Source organism: Alcanivorax sp. DG881 (genome assembly GCF_000155615.1).
GTDB lineage: Bacteria > Pseudomonadota > Gammaproteobacteria > Pseudomonadales > Alcanivoracaceae > Alcanivorax.
The window spans coordinates 375915-395336 of sequence record NZ_DS989915.1 but is presented as its reverse complement, the minus strand read 5'-3'; the positions used below and the strand labels follow the sequence as shown (position 1 = coordinate 395336).

Annotated in this window: 14 protein-coding genes; 6 read left to right on the top strand and 8 right to left on the bottom strand. The window is 58.0% G+C overall.

Features of this window, described 5'->3' with window-relative positions:
- Positions 1-30: 30 nt before the first annotated feature.
- Positions 31-1173, bottom strand: a complete 1143-nt coding sequence (locus tag ADG881_RS01765; RefSeq protein WP_007150024.1) for an oxygenase MpaB family protein — start codon at positions 1171-1173, stop codon at positions 31-33.
- A gap of 94 nt (positions 1174-1267) precedes the next feature.
- A complete protein-coding gene (locus tag ADG881_RS01760) occupies positions 1268-2038 on the bottom strand; it encodes an alpha/beta fold hydrolase (RefSeq protein WP_007149135.1) in 771 nt (256 codons plus the stop codon).
- A gap of 90 nt (positions 2039-2128) precedes the next feature.
- Between ADG881_RS01760 and ADG881_RS01755 the strand changes: the two genes are divergently transcribed.
- From ADG881_RS01755 to ADG881_RS01740, 4 genes are all read left to right on the top strand, one after another.
- Entirely contained in the window at positions 2129-3556 is a 1428-nt protein-coding gene (locus tag ADG881_RS01755; protein WP_039925938.1) for an AarF/ABC1/UbiB kinase family protein, read from the top strand.
- Positions 3557-3788: 232 nt separating this feature from the next.
- The gene (locus tag ADG881_RS01750; protein ID WP_007150483.1) at positions 3789-5012 is read left to right on the top strand and encodes a Re/Si-specific NAD(P)(+) transhydrogenase subunit alpha; all 1224 of its coding nucleotides are present in this window, start codon (positions 3789-3791) and stop codon (positions 5010-5012) included.
- Positions 5012-5287: an NAD(P) transhydrogenase subunit alpha gene (locus tag ADG881_RS01745; RefSeq protein WP_007151153.1), complete on the top strand. Its 276-nt coding sequence runs from the start codon at positions 5012-5014 to the stop codon at positions 5285-5287. Before ADG881_RS01750 ends, ADG881_RS01745 begins: the two co-directional genes overlap by 1 nt.
- 3 nt (positions 5288-5290) lie before the next feature.
- On the top strand, positions 5291-6673 hold the full coding sequence (locus ADG881_RS01740; protein ID WP_007151206.1) for an NAD(P)(+) transhydrogenase (Re/Si-specific) subunit beta: 1383 nt from the start codon (positions 5291-5293) through the stop codon (positions 6671-6673).
- A gap of 279 nt (positions 6674-6952) precedes the next feature.
- Here the strand turns inward: ADG881_RS01740 and ADG881_RS01735 are convergent, their stop codons facing one another.
- A complete protein-coding gene (locus tag ADG881_RS01735) occupies positions 6953-7738 on the bottom strand; it encodes a YdiY family protein (protein WP_039925934.1) in 786 nt (261 codons plus the stop codon).
- Between the two features lie 10 nt (positions 7739-7748).
- Complete coding sequence (locus ADG881_RS01730; protein ID WP_007148906.1) at positions 7749-8567, bottom strand: mechanosensitive ion channel family protein; 819 nt, start codon at positions 8565-8567, stop codon at positions 7749-7751.
- A 300-nt stretch (positions 8568-8867) separates the two neighbouring features.
- On the opposite strand from ADG881_RS01730, the gene metH reads away from it, so the two are divergent.
- Positions 8868-12569 carry a methionine synthase gene (metH, locus tag ADG881_RS01725; RefSeq protein WP_039925930.1) on the top strand — a complete coding sequence of 1234 codons (3702 nt, stop codon included), beginning with the start codon at positions 8868-8870 and terminating at the stop codon, positions 12567-12569.
- A 103-nt stretch (positions 12570-12672) separates the two neighbouring features.
- Here metH and ADG881_RS01720 read toward each other — a convergent pair whose 3' ends face one another.
- From ADG881_RS01720 to ADG881_RS01710, 3 genes are all read right to left on the bottom strand, one after another.
- Positions 12673-13470 carry a DUF2189 domain-containing protein gene (locus ADG881_RS01720; RefSeq protein WP_007150116.1) on the bottom strand — a complete coding sequence of 266 codons (798 nt, stop codon included), beginning with the start codon at positions 13468-13470 and terminating at the stop codon, positions 12673-12675.
- An 84-nt stretch (positions 13471-13554) separates the two neighbouring features.
- Entirely contained in the window at positions 13555-15588 is a 2034-nt protein-coding gene (locus ADG881_RS01715) for a PEP-utilizing enzyme (RefSeq protein ID WP_007149953.1), read from the bottom strand.
- Between the two features lie 63 nt (positions 15589-15651).
- Complete coding sequence (locus ADG881_RS01710; protein ID WP_039925928.1) at positions 15652-16401, bottom strand: DUF1461 domain-containing protein; 750 nt, start codon at positions 16399-16401, stop codon at positions 15652-15654.
- Between the two features lie 47 nt (positions 16402-16448).
- Between ADG881_RS01710 and ADG881_RS01705 the strand changes: the two genes are divergently transcribed.
- Positions 16449-18134 (top strand): CocE/NonD family hydrolase, encoded by a 1686-nt coding sequence (locus ADG881_RS01705; protein WP_232211667.1) that lies wholly within the window; start codon positions 16449-16451, stop codon positions 18132-18134.
- On the opposite strand, the gene ADG881_RS01700 is transcribed toward ADG881_RS01705, so the two are convergent.
- Positions 18123-19406: a hypothetical protein gene (locus ADG881_RS01700; protein WP_039925926.1), complete on the bottom strand. Its 1284-nt coding sequence runs from the start codon at positions 19404-19406 to the stop codon at positions 18123-18125. The two genes, ADG881_RS01705 and ADG881_RS01700, sit on opposite strands and share 12 nt — an antisense overlap.
- Between the last annotated feature and the right edge of the window lie 16 nt (positions 19407-19422).

Here is a 19422-nt window from a genome sequence, read left to right as displayed (position 1 = left end):
GCCTGGCATTCACGCTGTGCGCCGCTGCTATCAGGCCAGAGCCTTGAATCCCCAGCGGGCCGGGTTGTCGCCCAGTCCGGCTTTCAAGGTGCGCCGGCCCAGCTGGTGATTCAGCCCTTCCAATGCCCGTTTGGCCGGGTCCGGCAACAAGCGCAAACCGAAACTGGCTGTGGTGATCGCTGTCTTCACCACTCTGACGGCGGCGGAGGCAGGAATGGTGCTGTGAATATTCAGATCATCCGCCACCTGGTCACCGATCAGGTAACGGCTGAACGCCAGCAGCACATCGTAGGAAAGATTAAAGGGCGGCTTGCCGGACATGTCCTTGAGCAAGGCCTTGGCCAGGGACTCACTATCCGGCGTGGGATCGTAGAGATGCGAGGTCAGCTGCATAGCCAGGACACTCTGCTCTTCCAGTGTGCTGGTCAGCAAGGCCTCGTTCACGCCCAGCAGATACCCGGCATAACGCCAGAAATAATGCATGGACTCATGCTCACGCCGGGAAATGGGCAATCCGAGGCGCTTAAGCCCCCGAACCACCATGAAATCAAACTCCAGCACCGTGCCGGCCATATCTTCCTGATTGATCGGCAGGTCATACTTTTCATTGTCCCAGCGCGGGTTGCTGGCCAGGAATTGCCGGACCGCCGCATGTAGCAGCCGGACTTCCATCAAGGTTCGGTGCCCCAACCCGCCGGGGCGAATGCCGTCATCCCCGACAATATTGTGCAGCATCTGCCCGGTTTCATAGATCCGCCGGGACACATCCTTCTGTAGCCGTCCGGTGGCAACCAGCACCTGGGACGGCTTGTTGTGCGCATAGCCTTCAACCAGGCTGGAACACATCAGCACCAGCCCCTGCAGGGCGCCATTGCGACGATACATGCGTCGCCCCAACTCCATCTCCTCGAAATCCACCCAGCTCGGTACGGTATGGCAATGATCCAGGAAGGCCTGAAAATCGCCCCCCTCCGTTTCAGCGCGCCGCTCCACCTCATCAAGCAACCCGGACGGCCGGGTGAATTTAATCTGTGCGGCACAACGATCCGCTAGCGGGTCCTGTACCTGGCGCCAGGCATTCAGCTTCTCGTGGGAATAGCGGTCCCACCAGATACGCTCCTGGGGGGACTGTGGGCCTTTCGCAAAACGGGTCAATTCCTGCGGCGTTGCCATGCATACCTCTTCATTGTTGCTCTATTCAGAATCCACACCAGAACTCGCGGGTTCTGAATAGAACTTAGGGCAGCGGGCAGTTGCGGTCAACACACTAAACAGAGGAATCTGTTACCCCCTCAAGAAGCGTATTGATAAGCCATCGGGGCGCATCCAGCGGAAGATCATGGCCCGCTTCAGCATGCACTTTCAGTGGCAGTTGCCAGGCGGCGGCCAGGCGGCGGGAGCAGCTGGGGCTGACCAGGCGATCCCCCTGCCCGTTAACAATGATTACCGGCACAGAATCCGGCAGCGCCACCGGCGCCCTGAAGCGTATGGCAGCCAGAAGCTGGCGCAGGCTGTTGTTGAGCGACACCGGCTGCGAGGCTGCATAGTCAGCCCATTTTTCCGCCAGGGCGTGAAGAAAATCACGCTCGCGCATATTCGAGGTAATCTCAAGGATGGCGGTCTCTTTGCGCAGGGTGTCGCGGCTGAACACGGCCTCTCGCAACAATCGGCGGTAATTCATGGGTCGCAAGCGCTGCCAGAAAGGACTGAAGCGGCTGGCGCTGGTATTGATCAGGCCGGCAAACGCCACCTCATGGGGAGCCTGGCAAAGCCACTGCACCGCCATCATCGCCCCCAGCGACAGGGCCACCACATGATAAGGACCGCTATGCCCTTGCGAGTGCAGCTGCTCACGGGCATGGGCCACCATGGCCGCAATCCGCGTCGGGCTGCGCTCCTGCCAGAATTCGCCGTTACCGGGCAGGTCCAGCGTAATCACCGTATCCTGCGGCACCGCAGCCTGAAACTGCTCCGGGAACCCTTCCCAATGCCGCTTTTCACGAACCAGGCCTCGCAATAACACCCAGGTTCTCGCCATTTGTTATCTCCTTGGGACAATGACCCGCTTTGCAATACGGGCTAGAATGCCACCGGCTTTCAGGATGGCAAATGGAGTTTCCTCGCGACTATGGCACGTAAAACAGTAAAACGGGTTAAAACAGGTTCTGTGGAGCGGCGCTTCTCAATGGCCAAAGCCGGCTTTCTGGCTGGGGCCAAGTATGCCACCGCCAGCGCAGGCACACTGTTCACCGCTAAAGACAAACGTGATGACCGGCGCAAGGAAATCTTGTCTGCCCGTGCCCAGGAGCTGGTGGAAGAGCTGGGCAGCCTGAAAGGTTCGGTGGTGAAAATTGGCCAGATGATGGCATTGTTCGGCGAACACTTCCTGCCAGAAGAGGTCACCACTGCCCTGCATACACTGGAAAACCAGACAACCGCACTGGAATGGCCAGCCATCGAGCGGCACCTCAAACGCCAGCTCGGTGAAGTTAAACTGGCTGAGCTGGAGATTGAAGAGCAACCGCTGGGGGCCGCCTCGCTGGCGCAGGTGCACAAGGCCGTGCGCAAGTCAGATGGCAAGGAACTGTGCCTGAAGATCCAGTACCCCGGCGTCGCTGACGCGATTGATTCCGACATGCGTGCGCTGGTGCGCCTGCTGAAATTGAGCCGCCTGGTGCCCATGACCGAGCAATTCAACATGTGGCTCGATGAAGTGCGCGAGATGCTCAAGCGCGAAGTGGATTATGACCTTGAGGCTCATACCACCCGCCATTTCCGTACCGCACTGGCCGATGACACGCGTTTTGTGGTTCCGGAAATTGTTCCTGAATTCTCAACGCACAACATCATGTGCATGACCTTCGAGCGAGGCATTGGCGTCAATGATCCCGCCGTGCTTGAGTTGTCCCAGACCCGCCGCAACTTTATCGGCCGCGCCATCATGGAGCTGTGCTGTCGGGAAGTGTTCGAATGGAACAAGATGCAAACGGACCCGAATTTCGGCAACTACCTGCTGCGTATTGGGGAAACCCCGGAGCAGGACCAGATCGTGCTGCTGGATTTCGGCGCCATCCGTGATTTCGACAACGAAGTGCTTGGCCCGGGCCGGGAGATGATTCGTGCCTCCTTTTACCACGATACTGACCGGCTGATCCGGGCGCTTAACGCCCTGGACTTTCTGGCCCGTAACGCCCCGCGCAAATTGCTTGAGGAATTCTCCGAACTCTGCTTCGAAGCGGTTGAAGTGTTACAGGACCCGGACCGTTTTCCGCCCCCGGCCTCCGTACTGAATGAGAATGGCGAGTACTGCTGGGGCAAGAGCAACCTGCCCAACCGCATCATGAATCGTGCCGGCCGCAACGCCCTCTCGGTGCATTTCGATGTGCCGCCCAAGGAGTTCATCTTCCTGGCCCGCAAGCTGCTTGGCGCGTACACCTTTTTGCATGTAATCGAGTCTGAGGTGCGTGGCAACACCATCCTTGAGCCCTTCATTCACATGCAGGAAGAGGACGATATCGCCCTGGTTGATCAAAAAACAATCAGTCCGGGCGGATAATCCCATGATAACGGGTGCCGATAGGCCAAAACGCTCATTTATCGGCCACTTATCGGTACGATAACCATTTGTCATTTGCCAAGCTGGCACGTGCACAATAAGGTTAGCACCCTGCTCATCGGCCGGTTCACCTGAACCGGCCGTTTTTCGAGGCTTTCAGAGGTTTCGGGTTGCCAATATCCTCCCTCCTGAATAGCCAATTATTTGCGAACCACAGACGGGGGTAACGCAGGTGATTATCGGTGTTCCCAAAGAAATCTGCCCTGGCGAGCAGCGCGTTGCTTTAACGCCTGCCAATGTCAGCGCACTGCTGAAAAAACAAGGTGTCGAGATCATCATCGAGCGCGGCGCCGGCGATATTGCCGGTTATCCGGACAGCACTTATGAAGCTGCCGGAGCCAAGCTGGTTGATCGCGATGAGGTGTTCTCTTCCGCTCAAGTTGTTCTGCAGGTGCAAACGCCTGGTAGCAACATCAAGAACGGTGACGAGGATCTGAACAAGCTGAAGGAAGGCCAGGTTCTGATCGGCATGACCGATCCGCTGGCCAACCCGCAATTTGCCCAGTCCCTGGCCGAAAAGAAAGTTTCCGGCCTGGCGCTTGAGCTGGTACCGCGTATTACCCGCGCCCAGGCAATGGATGTACTGTCTTCCATGGCCATGATCGCAGGTTACAAGTGCGTACTGCTCGCCGCGACCGAATCCCAACGCATGTTCCCCATGAACATGACCGCTGCCGGCACCATGAAGCCGTCACGCGTGTTCATCATGGGTGCGGGTGTTGCCGGCCTGCAGGCCTGTGCCACCGCCAAGCGCCTGGGTGCTGTCGTTGAAGCCTACGACGTTCGCCCTGCTGCCCGTGAACAGATCCTGTCTGTTGGTGCCAAGCCGGTCGAGCTCGATCTGGATACCGGCGAAGCGGAAGGCTCCGGCGGTTACGCCAAGGCCCAGGGCGAAGACTTCCTCAAGCGTCAGCGTGAGCTGATGACCGAAGTCGTGAAGGAAATGGACGTTATCGTCACCACCGCGGCGGTTCCCGGCGCCAAGAGCCCGATCCTGGTTACCGAAGACATGGTGAAAGCCATGAAACCCGGTTCCATCATTGTGGATCTGGCTGCTGAGCGTGGCGGCAACTGCGACCTGACCGAGTCCGGCAAAACAGTAGTGAAGCACGGCGTGACCATCATCGGTCCGGAAAACGTGCCCTCCTCTGTGGCGTTCCATGCCAGCCAGATGTTTGGCAAGAACATGGAAAACCTGCTTAACCTGCTGATCGACGATAACGGCGAGCTGCAGCTGGATTTCGAAGACGAAATCGTTGCCGAAACCGTGATCAGTCACGATGGCGACGTTCCCCAAGCCCGTCTGCGCGACATTCTGGGTCTCCCCGCTCTGGCCAAGCCTGAGCCGGAAGCCGCGGAAGAAGCGTCCGACGCGGACAGCAAGGAGGAAAAGTAATGGATTTCGTAGCCCAACTTACCCTGTTTGTGCTGGCGATCTTCCTCGGCGTGGAGCTGATCACCAAGGTTCCGCCGACCCTGCACACCCCGCTGATGTCCGGTTCCAACGCGATTTCCGGTATCACCGTGGTGGGCGCCTTGATTGCGGCCGGGTCTGATTCCGGCATGTTGATCAATGTGCTGGGCTTTGCCGCGGTGGTTCTGGCCACCATTAACGTGATTGGCGGCTTTATGGTCACCAATCGAATGCTGGCGATGTTCAAGAGGAAGTAAACCATGCACGTTTCTCAGAACTGGATTGATATCGCCTACTTGATCGCCGCCTGCCTGTTTGTGCTGGGCATCAAGGGGCTGACCAAGCCGAAAACAGCGGTACGCGGTAACCTGCTGGCAGCAGCCGGTATGGGCGTAGCCGCCTTGGTAACCCTGCTCAACGAGCATATCGTTACCTACGAAGTGATCATTGCCGGCGTCGTCGTCGGTGGCCTGATTGGCGCCATCATGGCCAAGAAGGTTCAGATGACCTCCATGCCGCAGATGATTGCGCTGCTCAACGGTTTTGGTGGCGGTGCCTCCTTTGCTGTTGCCTCAGCGGAATTCTTCCGTGGTTCCGCCAACGATACGGTATCCATCATCGCCACCGGCGCGGCCGTATTGATTGGTGCTGTTACCCTGACCGGTTCTCTTGTGGCGTTTGCCAAGCTGCAGGAACTCATCGACGGGCAGCCCATGGGCTTCCCCGGCATGAAACTGGTTAACGCCATCCTGTTTATCGGCTCTCTCGTCGGCATCGGCTACCTGGTGGCTAACCCGGGTAACGAAATCGTGTTCTGGAGTCTGGTGGCAGCAGCCATGGTGCTCGGCCTGTTTCTGGTACTGCCGATTGGCGGTGCAGACATGCCCGTTGTGATCGCCCTGCTGAACTCCTACTCCGGTGTGGCAGCCTCTGCAGCCGGTTTTGTCATGGGCAACAGCGCCCTGATCATTACCGGTTCCCTGGTGGGTGCATCTGGCCTGATCCTGACCAGCATCATGTGTAAAGCCATGAATCGCTCTCTCACCAATGTGCTCTTCGGTGTGATGGCAGAAGCCGGCGAAGCCATGGATGCGGACGAAGTCTACGCAGGCAAGGTGAAGTCCACCTCTGCTGACGAAGTAGCGATGATGCTGGAAACCGCTCGCCGCGTCGTTATTGTTCCCGGCTTTGGTCTGGCAATGGCCCAGGCGCAGCACGCCGTTCGCGAAATGGCAGACACCCTGGAAGCTGCCGGTATCGAAGTGGAATACGCGATTCACCCGGTAGCGGGCCGCATGCCTGGCCACATGAACGTACTGCTGGCCGAAGCGGAAGTACCGTACGACAAGCTCAAGGATATGGATCAGATCAACCCAACCTTCGAGCAAACCGACGTGGCTATCGTGCTGGGCGCCAACGACGTAACCAACCCCATGGCCCGCGAAGACAAAGGCAGCCCGATTTACGGCATGCCCATCCTCAACGTGGACAAGGCCAAGACCGTGGTTGTGGTAAAACGCTCCCTGAGCGCTGGTTTTGCTGGCCTGCCCAACCCGCTGTTTGCCAAGGACAACACCCTGATGTTGTTCGGCGATGGCAAGGGTGCAGTGCTGGACATTACCACTGCCCTGAAAGAAGGCTAATCCACTGCCTTCGTAAAAAAGGAGCCTTCGGGCTCCTTTTTTTATGCCGCTTCGCGGCCGCAGCACGCTAACCAGGCCCTCCTCCCCCTGCTGCGCCCTGTCCAGGGCCTCAAAAGCTCTATCGCAGAGTCGATTCTCCGGGGTAATGCTTTGCCATTTTCCACCCGGTGCGATGCTTTAGCCCACCACCATTTTGCTATCCAGTCTCGCCCACTAAACGCCACCCATAAAAAAACCCCGAACCTGAAAGGCCGGGGCTTTTGCGCTACCAGGGACGTTCTACTGAAGGGTGTAAACCACACCGACCGAGAACGTATGGTCCGTTTCCTTGGTGCCTGGCGGTACCGAGGAATTATGCTCCAGCAAGTGGCGCAGGCGCAGGGCAAAGCTGGAATTAATCGCCGTGGTCAAAGACGTTTCAGCACGTGTGTCAGAGCCCTCTTCACCTACCTCGGTAGAGAAATCTTCCTTGAAGGTGGTGTTGTCACTGACACGCAGCTCGTACTTGATACCAATACGCGCAATCGCATCTTCTTCGGAGTTATGACAGGTCATATAGGTGTCCTGGGGCTCCAGACACTTTACGCGATAACCCGGACCGATTTCTGCATCCAGAGTCTGCAGATCCGAATCAATCCAGCGGCGACCCACACCGATGGCATAACTGGCTTCGTAGTGATAACCCGAAAAATTATCTTTCTGGTAGGTCAGCACATTGAAGAGGTAGTTCTTGGCATCTTCGCCCAGCTTGCGGTCCAACTTGTAGGAAGCGAAGTAGTTCTCATCCGTACGGTTATATTCTTCCGTATCGGGATCCTCTTCCTTCTCGTTATTGGCGTCAGCCTTGAAGGTATGGCGCCATTTCTCGCTGTCCCGTGCCATATTAACGTTGGCATTGGTAGAGTCGGAATTGGTGTTGCCACGCTTGAACAACAGCCCGATACCAATATCACCAGACCATTTTGAAACTTCACTGCCCTCGTCGGTGGCTGCATCTTCTGCAGCCACCGAAACCGCCGGAAGTCCGGCGGCCAGCAGCATGGCAGCGATTGTCTTACTGCGCATGAATAACTCCTTAATCGTTTTTGTCGAGATGTACGTCCATCTGCGGGAACGGAATGCCAATGCCCGCTTCATCAAAGCGGCGTTTCACGATTTCCGTGGTATCCCACAGAACCGGCCAGTAATCCGCGCTGTTTACCCAGGGACGGCACAGGAAGTTAACCGAGCTATCCGCAAGTTCGCCTACTACGATGGTCGGCTCAGGATCCTTGAGCACGCGCTCATCTGCAGCCAGAACCTCCTGCAGCACTTTCTTCACTACGGAAAGGTCCGCATCGTAAGCGACCCCAAAGACCATATCCACTCGACGGGTCGGCTTTTCAGAATAGTTGACGATATTTCCGGACATGATTGCGCCGTTGGGCACGGTCAGAACCTTGTTGTCCGGGCTGTTCATGATCGTCGCAAAAATACGGATTTCCTTGACGGTACCGGAAGCTCCCCCTGCTTCCACGTAATGCCCCACGCGAAACGGCTTGAACATGATAAGCATGACGCCGGCCGCAAAGTTGCCCAGCGAATCTTTCAGAGCCAGGCCCACAGCCAGACCGGCAGCACCCAGAATCGCCACCAGCGAGGTTGTCTCGATACCGAGCTGATCCAGAGAAGCGATAACAACGAACACGAACAGCAGAATATGAACAATGCGGCCCAGGAAAGTGGCCACCGTCTCATCCATACGCTTGTTCAGCAGCTTTTGCACCCAGCTGCTCAGGCGGGCAACAATCCAGCTACCAATAATGAAAATAACCAGTGCGGCGGCAATGCTCCAGGCATAAGGCACCAGATTTTCATTGGCAAAGGTTTCCAGTTGGGTCAGATATTGATCCATTAAGCGTACTCCTCATCCTGTGAGCGCGAATTATGCCCGTTCCTGCGGCAAGCCCAAGCCATGCTGATGCCACCGCGCGGGATTTTACAAAGATTTCATCTGCTGGCTGCGGGAAGTGCCAGTCATCCCGTTACCAAGCATGCCCAATAATGAAACCTAATGGCTCTTATGGCCAGTCTGCAGCCGCCGACAATGCCGTTTTATCGCTATTTTCCCCGGAAAAAGCACCACATATTGGGTATCTGCGCCCTGCCCCGCTATAATGCACGCCCCAATTTCCCGCCTTTGCCGGAGCCATCGATGTCACAGAACCCGCGCGCGAAACTTACTGCCCAACTCCAGGAACGCATTCTGATTCTTGATGGCGGCATGGGCACCATGATTCAGCGCTGCCAGTTCAGTGAAGAGGAGTTCCGCGGCACCCAGTTTGCGGATTGGCCCAGTGACCTGAAAGGCAACAACGACCTGCTCAGCATGACACAGCCCGAGCGGATCAAGGCGCTGCACAAGGGCTATCTGGACGCGGGCGCGGATATCATCGAGACCAATTCGTTCAATTCCACGTCCATCGCCATGGCCGACTACGACATGCAGGACCTGGCCCGGGATATCAATGTTGCCGCTGCCCGTGTCGCCCGGGAGGCCGCCGACGAAGCCTCCACGCCGGACAAGCCCCGCTACGTGGCCGGGGTACTCGGCCCCACCAACCGCACCGCCAGTATCAGCCCGGACGTGAATGATCCCGGCTACCGCAACACGAACTTCGATGCTCTGGTAAACGCCTATCTGGAGGCCCTGGACGGCCTGGTAGAAGGCGGCATCGACATGGTGCTGATCGAAACCATTTTCGACACACTGAACGCCAAGGCGGCGGTCTTTGCGGTGGACCAGTACTGCTACGAGAACAATCTCGACTTGCCTGTAATGGTGTCCGGCACCATTACCGATGCCTCAGGCCGTACCCTAACCGGCCAGACCACCGAAGCGTTCTACAACTCCCTGCGCCACGCCCGCCCAATCAGCTTTGGCCTGAACTGTGCGCTGGGGCCCATGGAGCTGCGTCCGTACATCGAAGAGCTGTCGCGCATTTCCGAGACCTATGTATCCGCGCACCCCAACGCCGGGCTGCCCAACGAAATGGGCGAATATGACCTGGATCCGTTCACCATGGCGAAAGAAGTGCGCGCCTGGGCAGAGAAAGGCTTTCTAAACATTATCGGCGGTTGCTGCGGGACCACACCGGAGCATATCGCAGCCATGGCGGATGCCGTTGAAGGGCTCGCGCCACGCCAGCTGCCCGACATTGAAGTGGCATGCCGCCTGTCCGGGCTGGAACCCTGCACCATCACCAAGGATTCCCTGTTCGTGAATGTGGGCGAACGGACCAATGTGACCGGCTCCAAGCGGTTCCTGCGACTGATCAAGGAAGAAGACTACGATACCGCACTGGAAGTGGCCCGCGACCAGGTGGAGAACGGCGCCCAGATCATCGATATCAACATGGATGAGGGGATGCTGGAATCCGCCGAGTGCATGGTGAAGTTCCTCAATCTGGTGGCATCCGAACCGGAAATCTCCAAAGTGCCGATCATGATCGACTCCTCCAAGTGGGAAGTGATCGAAGCCGGGCTGAAATGCATCCAGGGCAAGGGGGTGGTGAACTCCATCTCCATGAAGGAAGGCGAAGAGGCATTCCTTCATCAGGCTCGACTGCTGCGCCGCTATGGTGCCGCCGTGATCGTCATGGCCTTCGATGAGGAAGGTCAGGCAGATACCCGTGAGCGCAAGGTGGAAATCTGTACCCGTGCCTATAAATTGCTCACCGAAGAAGTGGGTTTCCCGCCGGAAGACATCATTTTCGATCCCAACATCTTCGCCATTGCCACCGGGATCGAAGAGCACAACAACTACGCCGTGGATTTCATTGAAGCAGTTGGCGACATCAAGCGTACCCTGCCCCACGCCATGATTTCCGGCGGGGTCTCCAATGTGAGTTTCTCTTTCCGGGGCAACGACACCGTTCGTGAAGCCATCCACGCCGTGTTCCTCTATTACGCCATCAAGAACGGCATGGACATGGGGATCGTCAATCCCACCATGCTGGCCATTTATGCGGACATTCCCGAAGAACTGCGCAATGCCGTGGAAGATGTGGTGCTCAACCGCCACGAAGACGGCACCGAAGTCTTGCTGGATCTTGCCGAGAAATACCGTGGTAGCGGCGGCGAGAAAGCCAAGAAGGAAGACCTGGCCTGGCGTGAATGGGCCGTCGAAAAGCGCCTTGAGCATGCCCTGGTGAAAGGCGTTGCCGACTACGTGGAAGAAGACACCGAGCTGGCCCGCCAGAATGCCGCCCGCCCGCTTCACGTCATCGAAGGCCCCTTGATGGATGGCATGAACGTGGTCGGCGACCTGTTTGGCGAAGGCAAGATGTTCCTGCCCCAGGTGGTCAAATCCGCCCGGGTCATGAAGAAGGCGGTCGCCTACCTGATGCCTTTCATGGAGAAGGAAAAGGAAGAACTGGGCACCCAGGATGAAGCCAACGGCAAGATCCTGATGGCCACCGTGAAAGGTGATGTGCACGACATCGGCAAGAACATTGTTGGCGTGGTGCTGCAATGTAACGGCTATGACGTGGTGGATCTGGGCGTCATGGTGCCCTGCGAGACCATTCTCGAGGTGGCCAAAGAAGAAAAAGTGGACATCATTGGTCTCTCCGGGCTGATCACCCCCTCCCTGGAAGAAATGGTCCATGTGGCCAGCGAGATGCAGCGCCTGGAAATGAACCTGCCGTTGATGATCGGCGGTGCTACCACCAGCCGCATTCACACCGCAGTGAAGATTGATCCGGCCTACAACGAGGCCGTGGTCCACGTGGCCGATGCCTCCCGGGCGGTCGGCGTGGCCTCCAAGCTGCTCTCCAAAACGGCCAAGGACGACTATGTCTCCGAGCTCAAGGAAACCTATGAGGCACTGCGCGTACGGCGCAAACAACAGCAGGTGGATCGCAGCCTGATTTCCATTGATCAGGCCCGGGAGCACCGCTTCCAGCCAGACTGGCACGATTACACGCCGCCCGAGCCCAAGGTGAAAGGCCTGAAGGTGCTGGACGATTACCCACTGGATGATCTGGTGCAACGCATCGATTGGACGCCGTTCTTCCGTGCCTGGGAGCTGGCCGGCAAATTCCCCAAGATTCTCGACGATGAAGTAGTCGGCACAGAAGCCACCAAGCTCTACCGGGATGCCCGGGACATGCTTGAGAAAATCGTTGAGGAAAAGTGGCTAACTGCCCGCGGTGTAATAGGTTTTTGGCCTGCCAACTCGGACATGGACGACATCAAGCTCTACCGCGAGCCCGGTGACAAAGAGGCGTTCATGACCCTTCATCACCTGCGCCAGCAGCTGGACCGGAGCAAGAACGACAAGCCGGATTTCTGCCTGAGTGACTTTATCGCCCCCAAAGAAACCGGACTCACCGACTGGCTGGGCGGCTTTGCGGTCACCGCCGGCATTGGTATCGACGAGCATGTCGCCCGCTTCGAAGCCGACCATGACGACTATTCCGCCATCATGCTCAAGGCACTGGCTGACCGGCTGGCGGAAGCGTTCGCCGAGCGTCTGCACGAAAAAGTGCGTAAGGACTACTGGGGCTACGCCAGCGATGAAGCACTGAGTAATCAGGACATGATCAGTGAAAAATACCGGGGCATCCGCCCTGCCCCGGGTTATCCGGCGTGCCCGGACCATACCGAGAAAGCCTTGCTGTGGCAGTTGCTGGACCCGGAAACCCATGCCGGCATGACGCTGACTGAAAGCTACGCCATGCTGCCCACTGCGGCGGTATCTGGCTGGTACTTCTCCCACCCACAGGCCAAGTACTTCGGCACCGGCAAACTGGCGAAGGATCAGATGAACGACTACGCCGCCCGCAAAGGCATGACACGCAAGGAAATCGAACGGATGGTGCCCCACCTGCTGGGCTACATGGACGAGGACTAGCCGGCTGCTGAAAAAATGCGGGAACGGCTGCCTTCTGCGCAGCCGCTCCCGCATACAGCGGCTCTTACGATCAAACCTGCTCCACGCTCCAACCGTTAAGCGCTCAATTCACTTGCTCAGCAGGGAGTTCAAAGCGCGGATCCCAATCACTGGCGTCAATCACTTCGCGGTAGGCGTGCCAGGTGGCATAGCCAAGCACCGGAAGCAGCACTACCAGCGCCAGGTAGGCCGTTAACAAGCCCACCAGCAGGCAAACACCAATCAGGCAGGCCCACACAAACAGCGCCGGCTTGTTGCGTAGCACCGCGTTGGTGCTGGTAATGACCCCGGTCACCATATCCGTCTTGCGATCCATGATCATGGGCAGCGAGAACGCACTGGCGGTGAAAACGATGGCGCAGAACAATGCACCCACACTGCTGCCCACCCCGAAGAACAGCAGTACATTCTCCAGATGCCACTCATTAACCGGGTAAAAGATATAAATCAGGTTGGCCGCCCGGGCCCACACCAGAAACACCACCACCAGAATCACGGTAAAGGTAAGCGCGTCGCCCATGCAGGCCCGCGCCTGCCGTAAACTCTCGAACAGGCTGGGCTTGCGCCCTTGCTGCAGCTGGATGCTGATATCGTAGAGGTTGAGCGCCAACAGCGGCCCAAGAAAGACAAAGCCGGAAAGCAGGCCCAGATACAGGCCCATATTACCGAACCACCAGGTGGCGGCACTGATCAGGTAGCTGATGACGACCATGATGCCGCCATACACCAGGCTTGGCCCCGGCGCCGCCCGGAAATCCTGCCAGCCCTTGCGCAGCCAGCGCAGTGGCGCGCGGGTATCGACCGTGTGGCATGGAGCCACAAACGGGCGAGTGTCTTCTTCCTGATTCGGTGGTTGCGTCATGGAACCTGCCTCTGTGGGACAAGAACAACACGTGAGCTCTGCACTTTTCGCCTTCCAGCCTTCCAGCCTTCCCGCCTGATCGTCCTAGCTGGCGTTATCGTCATCCATAACCGGAGCGACATCAAGCTGACCCTGGGTGGCGTCCAGGGTTGCCTGCAGATTGTCCTGCACGCTATGCATGACATCACTGGCAGACCAGATGGCAGGAATACCATAGGTCACCGCCAGGCTGGCGGCGCCGTTGGCGGGGTCCTGCTCGGCAATCACCAGGCCCGCTGCCTGCACCAGCCAGGGCAGCCATGCCGGCTCCACCTGATCCACCACCACGATATCACCGGGCTGGATCTTGTTCAGGCACCAGGCGCTGCATACCCGCCGTATCGGCCCTTCCACAGAGCCTTTGACCAATGGCAGACCGCGCAGCAAGGGGCTGAGGCGCTGTCCGCCACCGAAACCATAGCCCACCTGATCCATCTTCCAGTCAGGCGCGCCTTGCAGGCCATCATCCAGATAACGGAGTTTACGGTCACCAATGACTTCTTTGCCGGCGCTGGCTGGCAGCTTTTGTCCCATCCACAGCTGCCAGAGCTCATCAAAATACAGGAAATAAATATCGTCCGGATGCTGCAACATGCCCTGCTCGACCGCGATAGCGCCCATGGAACGCAGCAGCTGGCGCAGCCGGTTGCCGATGGCAAAACGCAGCCCTCTGGCCGTACGCGCCATACGCAAGGCATTGGCGTCCTGCTCACTCGGTTGCGCCAGTTGCGCGTCACTGACCACATCCGGTTGCTGCAGGCTATTAAGGGTCGCGGCCTGGGCCGGTCCGTCACTTAACGGCGCATGCACTGGATCAGCCCCCGGCCGTAGCCCGGTATGCCGTACCGACTCCAGATCACCGCGGGCAAGCGCTTCCACAGCCTGCAATTCCGCAGGGGTTGTCAGCAGCGCTAGTGGTAACGGCGCGCTATAGCGTGGCAAGGCGTCGGCGAGGGTCAGGTAGGCAAGCTCGCCATCCACACGGCTGAGCGCCTCCCCCATGGCATCCAGCCGCATAAAAGCCCGCCACAGCCCTTCGCGAGTCACGTCGGGCTCTTTCCAGTGGCGCACATCCAGTGACAACTGCATCAGGGTCCAGCGATGACGCCACGGAGTCACAACGTTGCGAAGGCGCGAACGCGGGCGCGGGCGCGCTGGTGTTGCCTCATCATGGATCTCCAGCTGCTGCCAGGCCGGGGGCACAAAGCGGCTCGCCCCTTGATGCTGTTGCTGGAGTTCGCGAAAAAAGGCGCAATTGGTATAGATGTGGCTGTGCTGGCGTCGATAAGGCTCGATCTTGGCCAGTCGGCTCCAGCCGGCCTGCTCAACCAGCGGCTCCCAGAAAGCCGCCTTCAGCCAGCGGCCCGCCAGGGTGTACCACAACGGCGTTTCCACCTGATTGAACAGCCCCACCCCGGCACGCCGTGTCCAGGCCTCCCTGGGTTCCGGGAGCGAGCCCACCGGCAACGTCTGCAGCAGCCACAGCTGCTCGCCATCAAATACCCATTCTCCGGCCTGGGGCCGGTCAAAATTCTGTTTGAGTTTGCTGTGCAGCTGGCACAGCAGGGCTTCATCAACCTGCTGGCTCAGGGGCATCGCAGCTTGCGACGCATGCACCAGTCGGCCACTATCATCGAAAATCAGCCGCTGACGCTCATTGCTGCCATCCACTACGCCCTCTACCACCATGTGTGGCAGATCCTGGCGTAACGGATGACGGGTGAACAGGACACCCGCCGCCTGTTGCCGCGGCAGCGCCTGAATCACCACATGATCCGGCCCTGGTTCACGATCAAAAATGCTTCGCAGTGCCGCCGCCAGGGATTCATCAGAATCCAGGTTCAACAGGCTTTCCCGGCGTGAATCCGGGTTCATAGGCCCCTGCTGGAGCACCCAATAGCGGTTATCGGTAAACATGCGCGGCAAGGCGCGCAACTGTTGCGTCAACGATGCGGCAGAACTGTCTGCCACCACGCTGCGGTCAATGCGCCAGCTGGGCGGGATTGGCAACCCCATTGCAGCCCAGCGTTGCAGATTTTCGCCACCCTCAACATCGGCAGTCAGTACTTCAATGCTCATGAGCCGTTTCTTATTGGTCGAAATGGTCTGTTATGTACGCGCACGGTTATTACATCCGCAATGTTACAGCCGCAAACCCGGCGCAAACCGTCGCACACCCCACAGGCCCAGCCAGTAAATGGCTGGCGTGAGCAGCAATGCCCCCAGAACGATTACCGCCGCGATCCCGCCAAACAATACCGGTGCTTTCATTAGCGTACTCATCAGCGAGTCCTGCCAATAGAAAAACCATTGGTGATCAGCGGGAAAAATCCATAGATGAAACTGATAGAAAACCTGAGTCGGGCCGGCAATCAGCAACCACGCTAACACAGCCCCCACAGTGAAAACAGTAATGCCAAGCCGCCACCGCATGGGTGGTGGTTTGAACCAGACGCAAAGCCAGGCGAGCGGCAGCCAAAGGAGCAACAGCACCCAGAAAAGCACACGCCCCGCATCGATGAAATCGGCCACATCCTGAAGATGTTGAACCTCCGCGTTGTGCAGTAACGGGCGGGCGTTTTTCCCCGGCGGCTGGTATTCAATATCCGCCAATCCCGTACCGCTGTTATGCACCGCATCACGAATTTGCTCAAATGCCTTCCAGTGCTGCTCGGGGGGCAATTGTTCAAATCCGGATTTAAAGCGATTCTGAGGCCCGTAGATTTGTATATGTTGGGCAATATCCAGCTGCTGATACCAGAAGCGGTAGCCATAGTTCGACTGGCTGTACAACGCCCAACTCAATGTCACTGCCAACGACACGACAATGACAGCATAAAAGAACCACACTAAAGTGGCAGCGACCTGGCTTGGTTGAGCCGTTTTTTTCATAACACCCTCACAGTAATAACAGAATAATAAACAGAGGACGTAGCCACATGCGACCGCTCTTCATGTCCATGGCCCTGTTGGCGGGCTTTTTTGTGTTATCGGGTTGTACCACCACCCTGCCGCAAACCAATGCTTCTCGCACGATCCAGGCGCAAAAACAGGATTATTACCAGGTGCGCATCCCTACCCGGGATGGCAAAAAACTGGCTGCCACTGTCTATCAGCCTGAGCTTCAGGCTGGCGAAAACGCCCCGCTGATTATTGCGACTCACGGCTTTGGCGGCTTCCGCGCCAAGCGCCCCATGTCGATTTACGGCAAGTCCATCCTCACCGGTGAAGCGGCCATCGCCGCATGGAAGGCCGGTTACTGGGTGGTCTTCTACGATCAGCGAGGTTGGGGGCAATCCGATGGCCACGTACACATGATGGATCCGGACTACGAAGTCGCGGATCTGAGCAACGTGATCGACTGGTCACTGGGCCACCTTCCCGGCGTCAAACGCATGCCCGACGGACAGCCGGCCATCGGCATGATTGGCGAATCCTACGGTGCCGGTCTGCAGACACTGGCCGCGTTTACCGAGCCTCGCTTGCAGGCACTGGTACCACTCACCGGTTGGCACGATATGAACAGCATCGCGCCAAACGGCGAATTTCGCAGCGCCTGGGGAGCGGTTTTGCTGGGCGTAGGCGGCATTAACAGCGGCTTTGATGTGGGCGTGATGTTCTCGGCCCCGTGGCGCAGTGCCTTCGATGGCACCGTCAATCAGGACCTCAAAGACCTGATGTATCAACGTAGCCCTGCCGCTTTTTGTGATCAGGGCAAAGCCCCCCACGCCGATGCCCTGTTCATTCAGGGATTCACCGACACCATGTTTCCGTTCCAGCAGGCCGAACGTAATTACGAGTGCTGGCAGGAACAGGGACGAGATGCACGCATTATCGGTATGCAGGCTGGCCACGTAATGCCTTGGCCCATGCAGCAATGGCGCGGCTGGCTACCCTTCTACCAGACCGACGACATGGTGCACTGTGGTGATTACAGCGAAACGACGGTGGATACCATTATCAACTGGTGGGACGAGAAGCTGCAGGGAGGCGAACGCCAGGTGCCGCAATACTGTATCAATGTCACCGAGGACCGGGGCATCGCCCTGGAGGAAGGGCTACCGATTAACAACACGCAGTATGTATTGCCCCGCACCAAAGTCACCGTGCCGCTGGCCGGTGCGTTCGAGTGGCTGATGGTGGGTGTGGATACCGGCACAGACTTGTTCCGTGCCATGTGGCCGGGGGCCGATCTGCGTGACATGAAACCCAACGGTGGCTTTGGGCGGCCAAAATTCGTGCCCATGTATATTGCCCGCGGGGATGACGAAGTCCTGCTCGGCAAGCCACGTATTGATCTGAACCTGGGTGGCACTTCCGGTGGGGACAGCATGCCCGTTTTTGTGGGCCTCGGCATTCAGCACGCCAATCGCCGTCGGGTTCATGTGGCCAGCGAACAGCTCACGCCCCTGCCGGAGAAAGGCATTTATGAGCTGGAGTTACCTGCGGTTAGCCAACCACTGAAAGCCGGGGACCGTGTCGGACTGGTGATCTACGGGTTTACCACGCAATTTCCGCTGAACTCTGCGTTTCTCGCGCGTAACGCCAGCGTCAAAGGGGATGTCTGGCTGCCGCTCACTCGTGAAGAGGTTCTCTCACTAAAGCCGGATCGCTCATTCCGATAACGGCTCACTGACCGCGTAAGGCACGGCAGCACTTCGCTGCTGTGCAAACGCCCCCGCCTCCATGCCATGCAGCCCTTCGTCAAAATACAGGCTGACGGTAAACCGCAACTCCTGTGGCTCCGGCCAGCCTTGCAGGGAATACCCCAGGTTAGGCAGTTGACCGGTAAACTGTTCAGGCTCGACCCGCAGCGCCCGGTCATCTTCATAGATCAATTTTACCGGCGTCTCCAGTAGCTCATCCGGCACCGTCATGGCGGTCAACAGGGAGAACTGCTTGCGGCTGTCAAACAGAATCCAGTTCTCATGCATGCTCAGCGATTGATTGGCAAAGCGCTTGTCAGCATCGTCTATTTTGCCATCCACGGTCACCGGCTTGTCCGCAAAGCCGGCGGTATAAACCCGTGCGCCGATCTGCGCATTGCCATCCACAGTCACCGCCACTTCCGGATCCTTGAGGGTGGCGCGGTACAGATCGGGAATGCGGGCAAAGGTATGCGCCTCGTAATGAGCGGCATACCGCATGGCCTGTACCTGAATCGTCATCACCGGGATACCGGCCAGCACCACCTTGGTACGTAGATGCATGACTGAGCGGATTGGGCCAAGCAAATGCCCTACCTGTTTGGGCCGCAGGTTGTGATTATCCAGCGACATGCGGGTAAAACGCGAGAGCACCCCGGCGCTCATGCGCATTTTCAGGGTGTCGATTATCGAGCCATCCCCCTGGTAGCCCTGATACCCGAGATACAACCAGTTCAATTCGTTTTCCGGCTCCACGTTCAACTCATACAGCGCCGTGCGGGTCATGCCGTTGTCGATATCGTGGGCAACGTAATAATTCTGGCTACGCTGGCGGTTGCCTTCCACCAGATAGAAATAGCAATTTCTCGCCACCGCGATATCGGCAACGATGGATCCCTGGGCTGGGCGGAGCGTGGCAGGTGCCTGCGGGCCTGCATCGGTGAGCATCATCAACAACTGGTCCGCCTTATCCAGCTGCCCGGCGTCGCCAGCCATGGCGAATTCACTCCCTTCAAACCACACCATGCCATGCTCATCCAGCTCATCGAACTGGTAAGCCACAGGCACAAAGCGCCCCTGTTCAACCCGCATGACGGAGAGTGTATCCAGCGCCTTGCCTTCAACAACGGGAAAATCCTGCCCGGAGAGTTTAACCACGCGGCCGCGATCCAGAGGATCAAATCGGCATTGCCCATGAACGGTCAGTGCCGGAATAAAAAGGCCAAGCGCCAGAAACAGGCGTAGGGTCATAGTAATGGCTGCTACC

What these genes read in the sequence shown, in the direction of transcription:
- ADG881_RS01765 (WP_007150024.1), bottom strand. Translation starts at nt 1,173, where the DNA reads ATGGCAACGCCGCAGGAATTGACCCGTTTTGCGAAAGGCCCACAGTCC.
- ADG881_RS01760 (WP_007149135.1), bottom strand. Translation starts at nt 2,038, where the DNA reads ATGGCGAGAACCTGGGTGTTATTGCGAGGCCTGGTTCGTGAAAAGCGG.
- ADG881_RS01755 (WP_039925938.1), top strand. Translation starts at nt 2,129, where the DNA reads ATGGCACGTAAAACAGTAAAACGGGTTAAAACAGGTTCTGTGGAGCGG.
- ADG881_RS01745 (WP_007151153.1), top strand. Translation starts at nt 5,012, where the DNA reads ATGGATTTCGTAGCCCAACTTACCCTGTTTGTGCTGGCGATCTTCCTC.
- ADG881_RS01740 (WP_007151206.1), top strand. Translation starts at nt 5,291, where the DNA reads ATGCACGTTTCTCAGAACTGGATTGATATCGCCTACTTGATCGCCGCC.
- ADG881_RS01735 (WP_039925934.1), bottom strand. Translation starts at nt 7,738, where the DNA reads ATGCGCAGTAAGACAATCGCTGCCATGCTGCTGGCCGCCGGACTTCCG.
- ADG881_RS01730 (WP_007148906.1), bottom strand. Translation starts at nt 8,567, where the DNA reads ATGGATCAATATCTGACCCAACTGGAAACCTTTGCCAATGAAAATCTG.
- metH (WP_039925930.1), top strand. Translation starts at nt 8,868, where the DNA reads ATGTCACAGAACCCGCGCGCGAAACTTACTGCCCAACTCCAGGAACGC.
- ADG881_RS01720 (WP_007150116.1), bottom strand. Translation starts at nt 13,470, where the DNA reads ATGACGCAACCACCGAATCAGGAAGAAGACACTCGCCCGTTTGTGGCT.
- ADG881_RS01715 (WP_007149953.1), bottom strand. Translation starts at nt 15,588, where the DNA reads ATGAGCATTGAAGTACTGACTGCCGATGTTGAGGGTGGCGAAAATCTG.
- ADG881_RS01710 (WP_039925928.1), bottom strand. Translation starts at nt 16,401, where the DNA reads ATGAAAAAAACGGCTCAACCAAGCCAGGTCGCTGCCACTTTAGTGTGG.
- ADG881_RS01705 (WP_232211667.1), top strand. Translation starts at nt 16,449, where the DNA reads ATGCGACCGCTCTTCATGTCCATGGCCCTGTTGGCGGGCTTTTTTGTG.
- ADG881_RS01700 (WP_039925926.1), bottom strand. Translation starts at nt 19,406, where the DNA reads ATGACCCTACGCCTGTTTCTGGCGCTTGGCCTTTTTATTCCGGCACTG.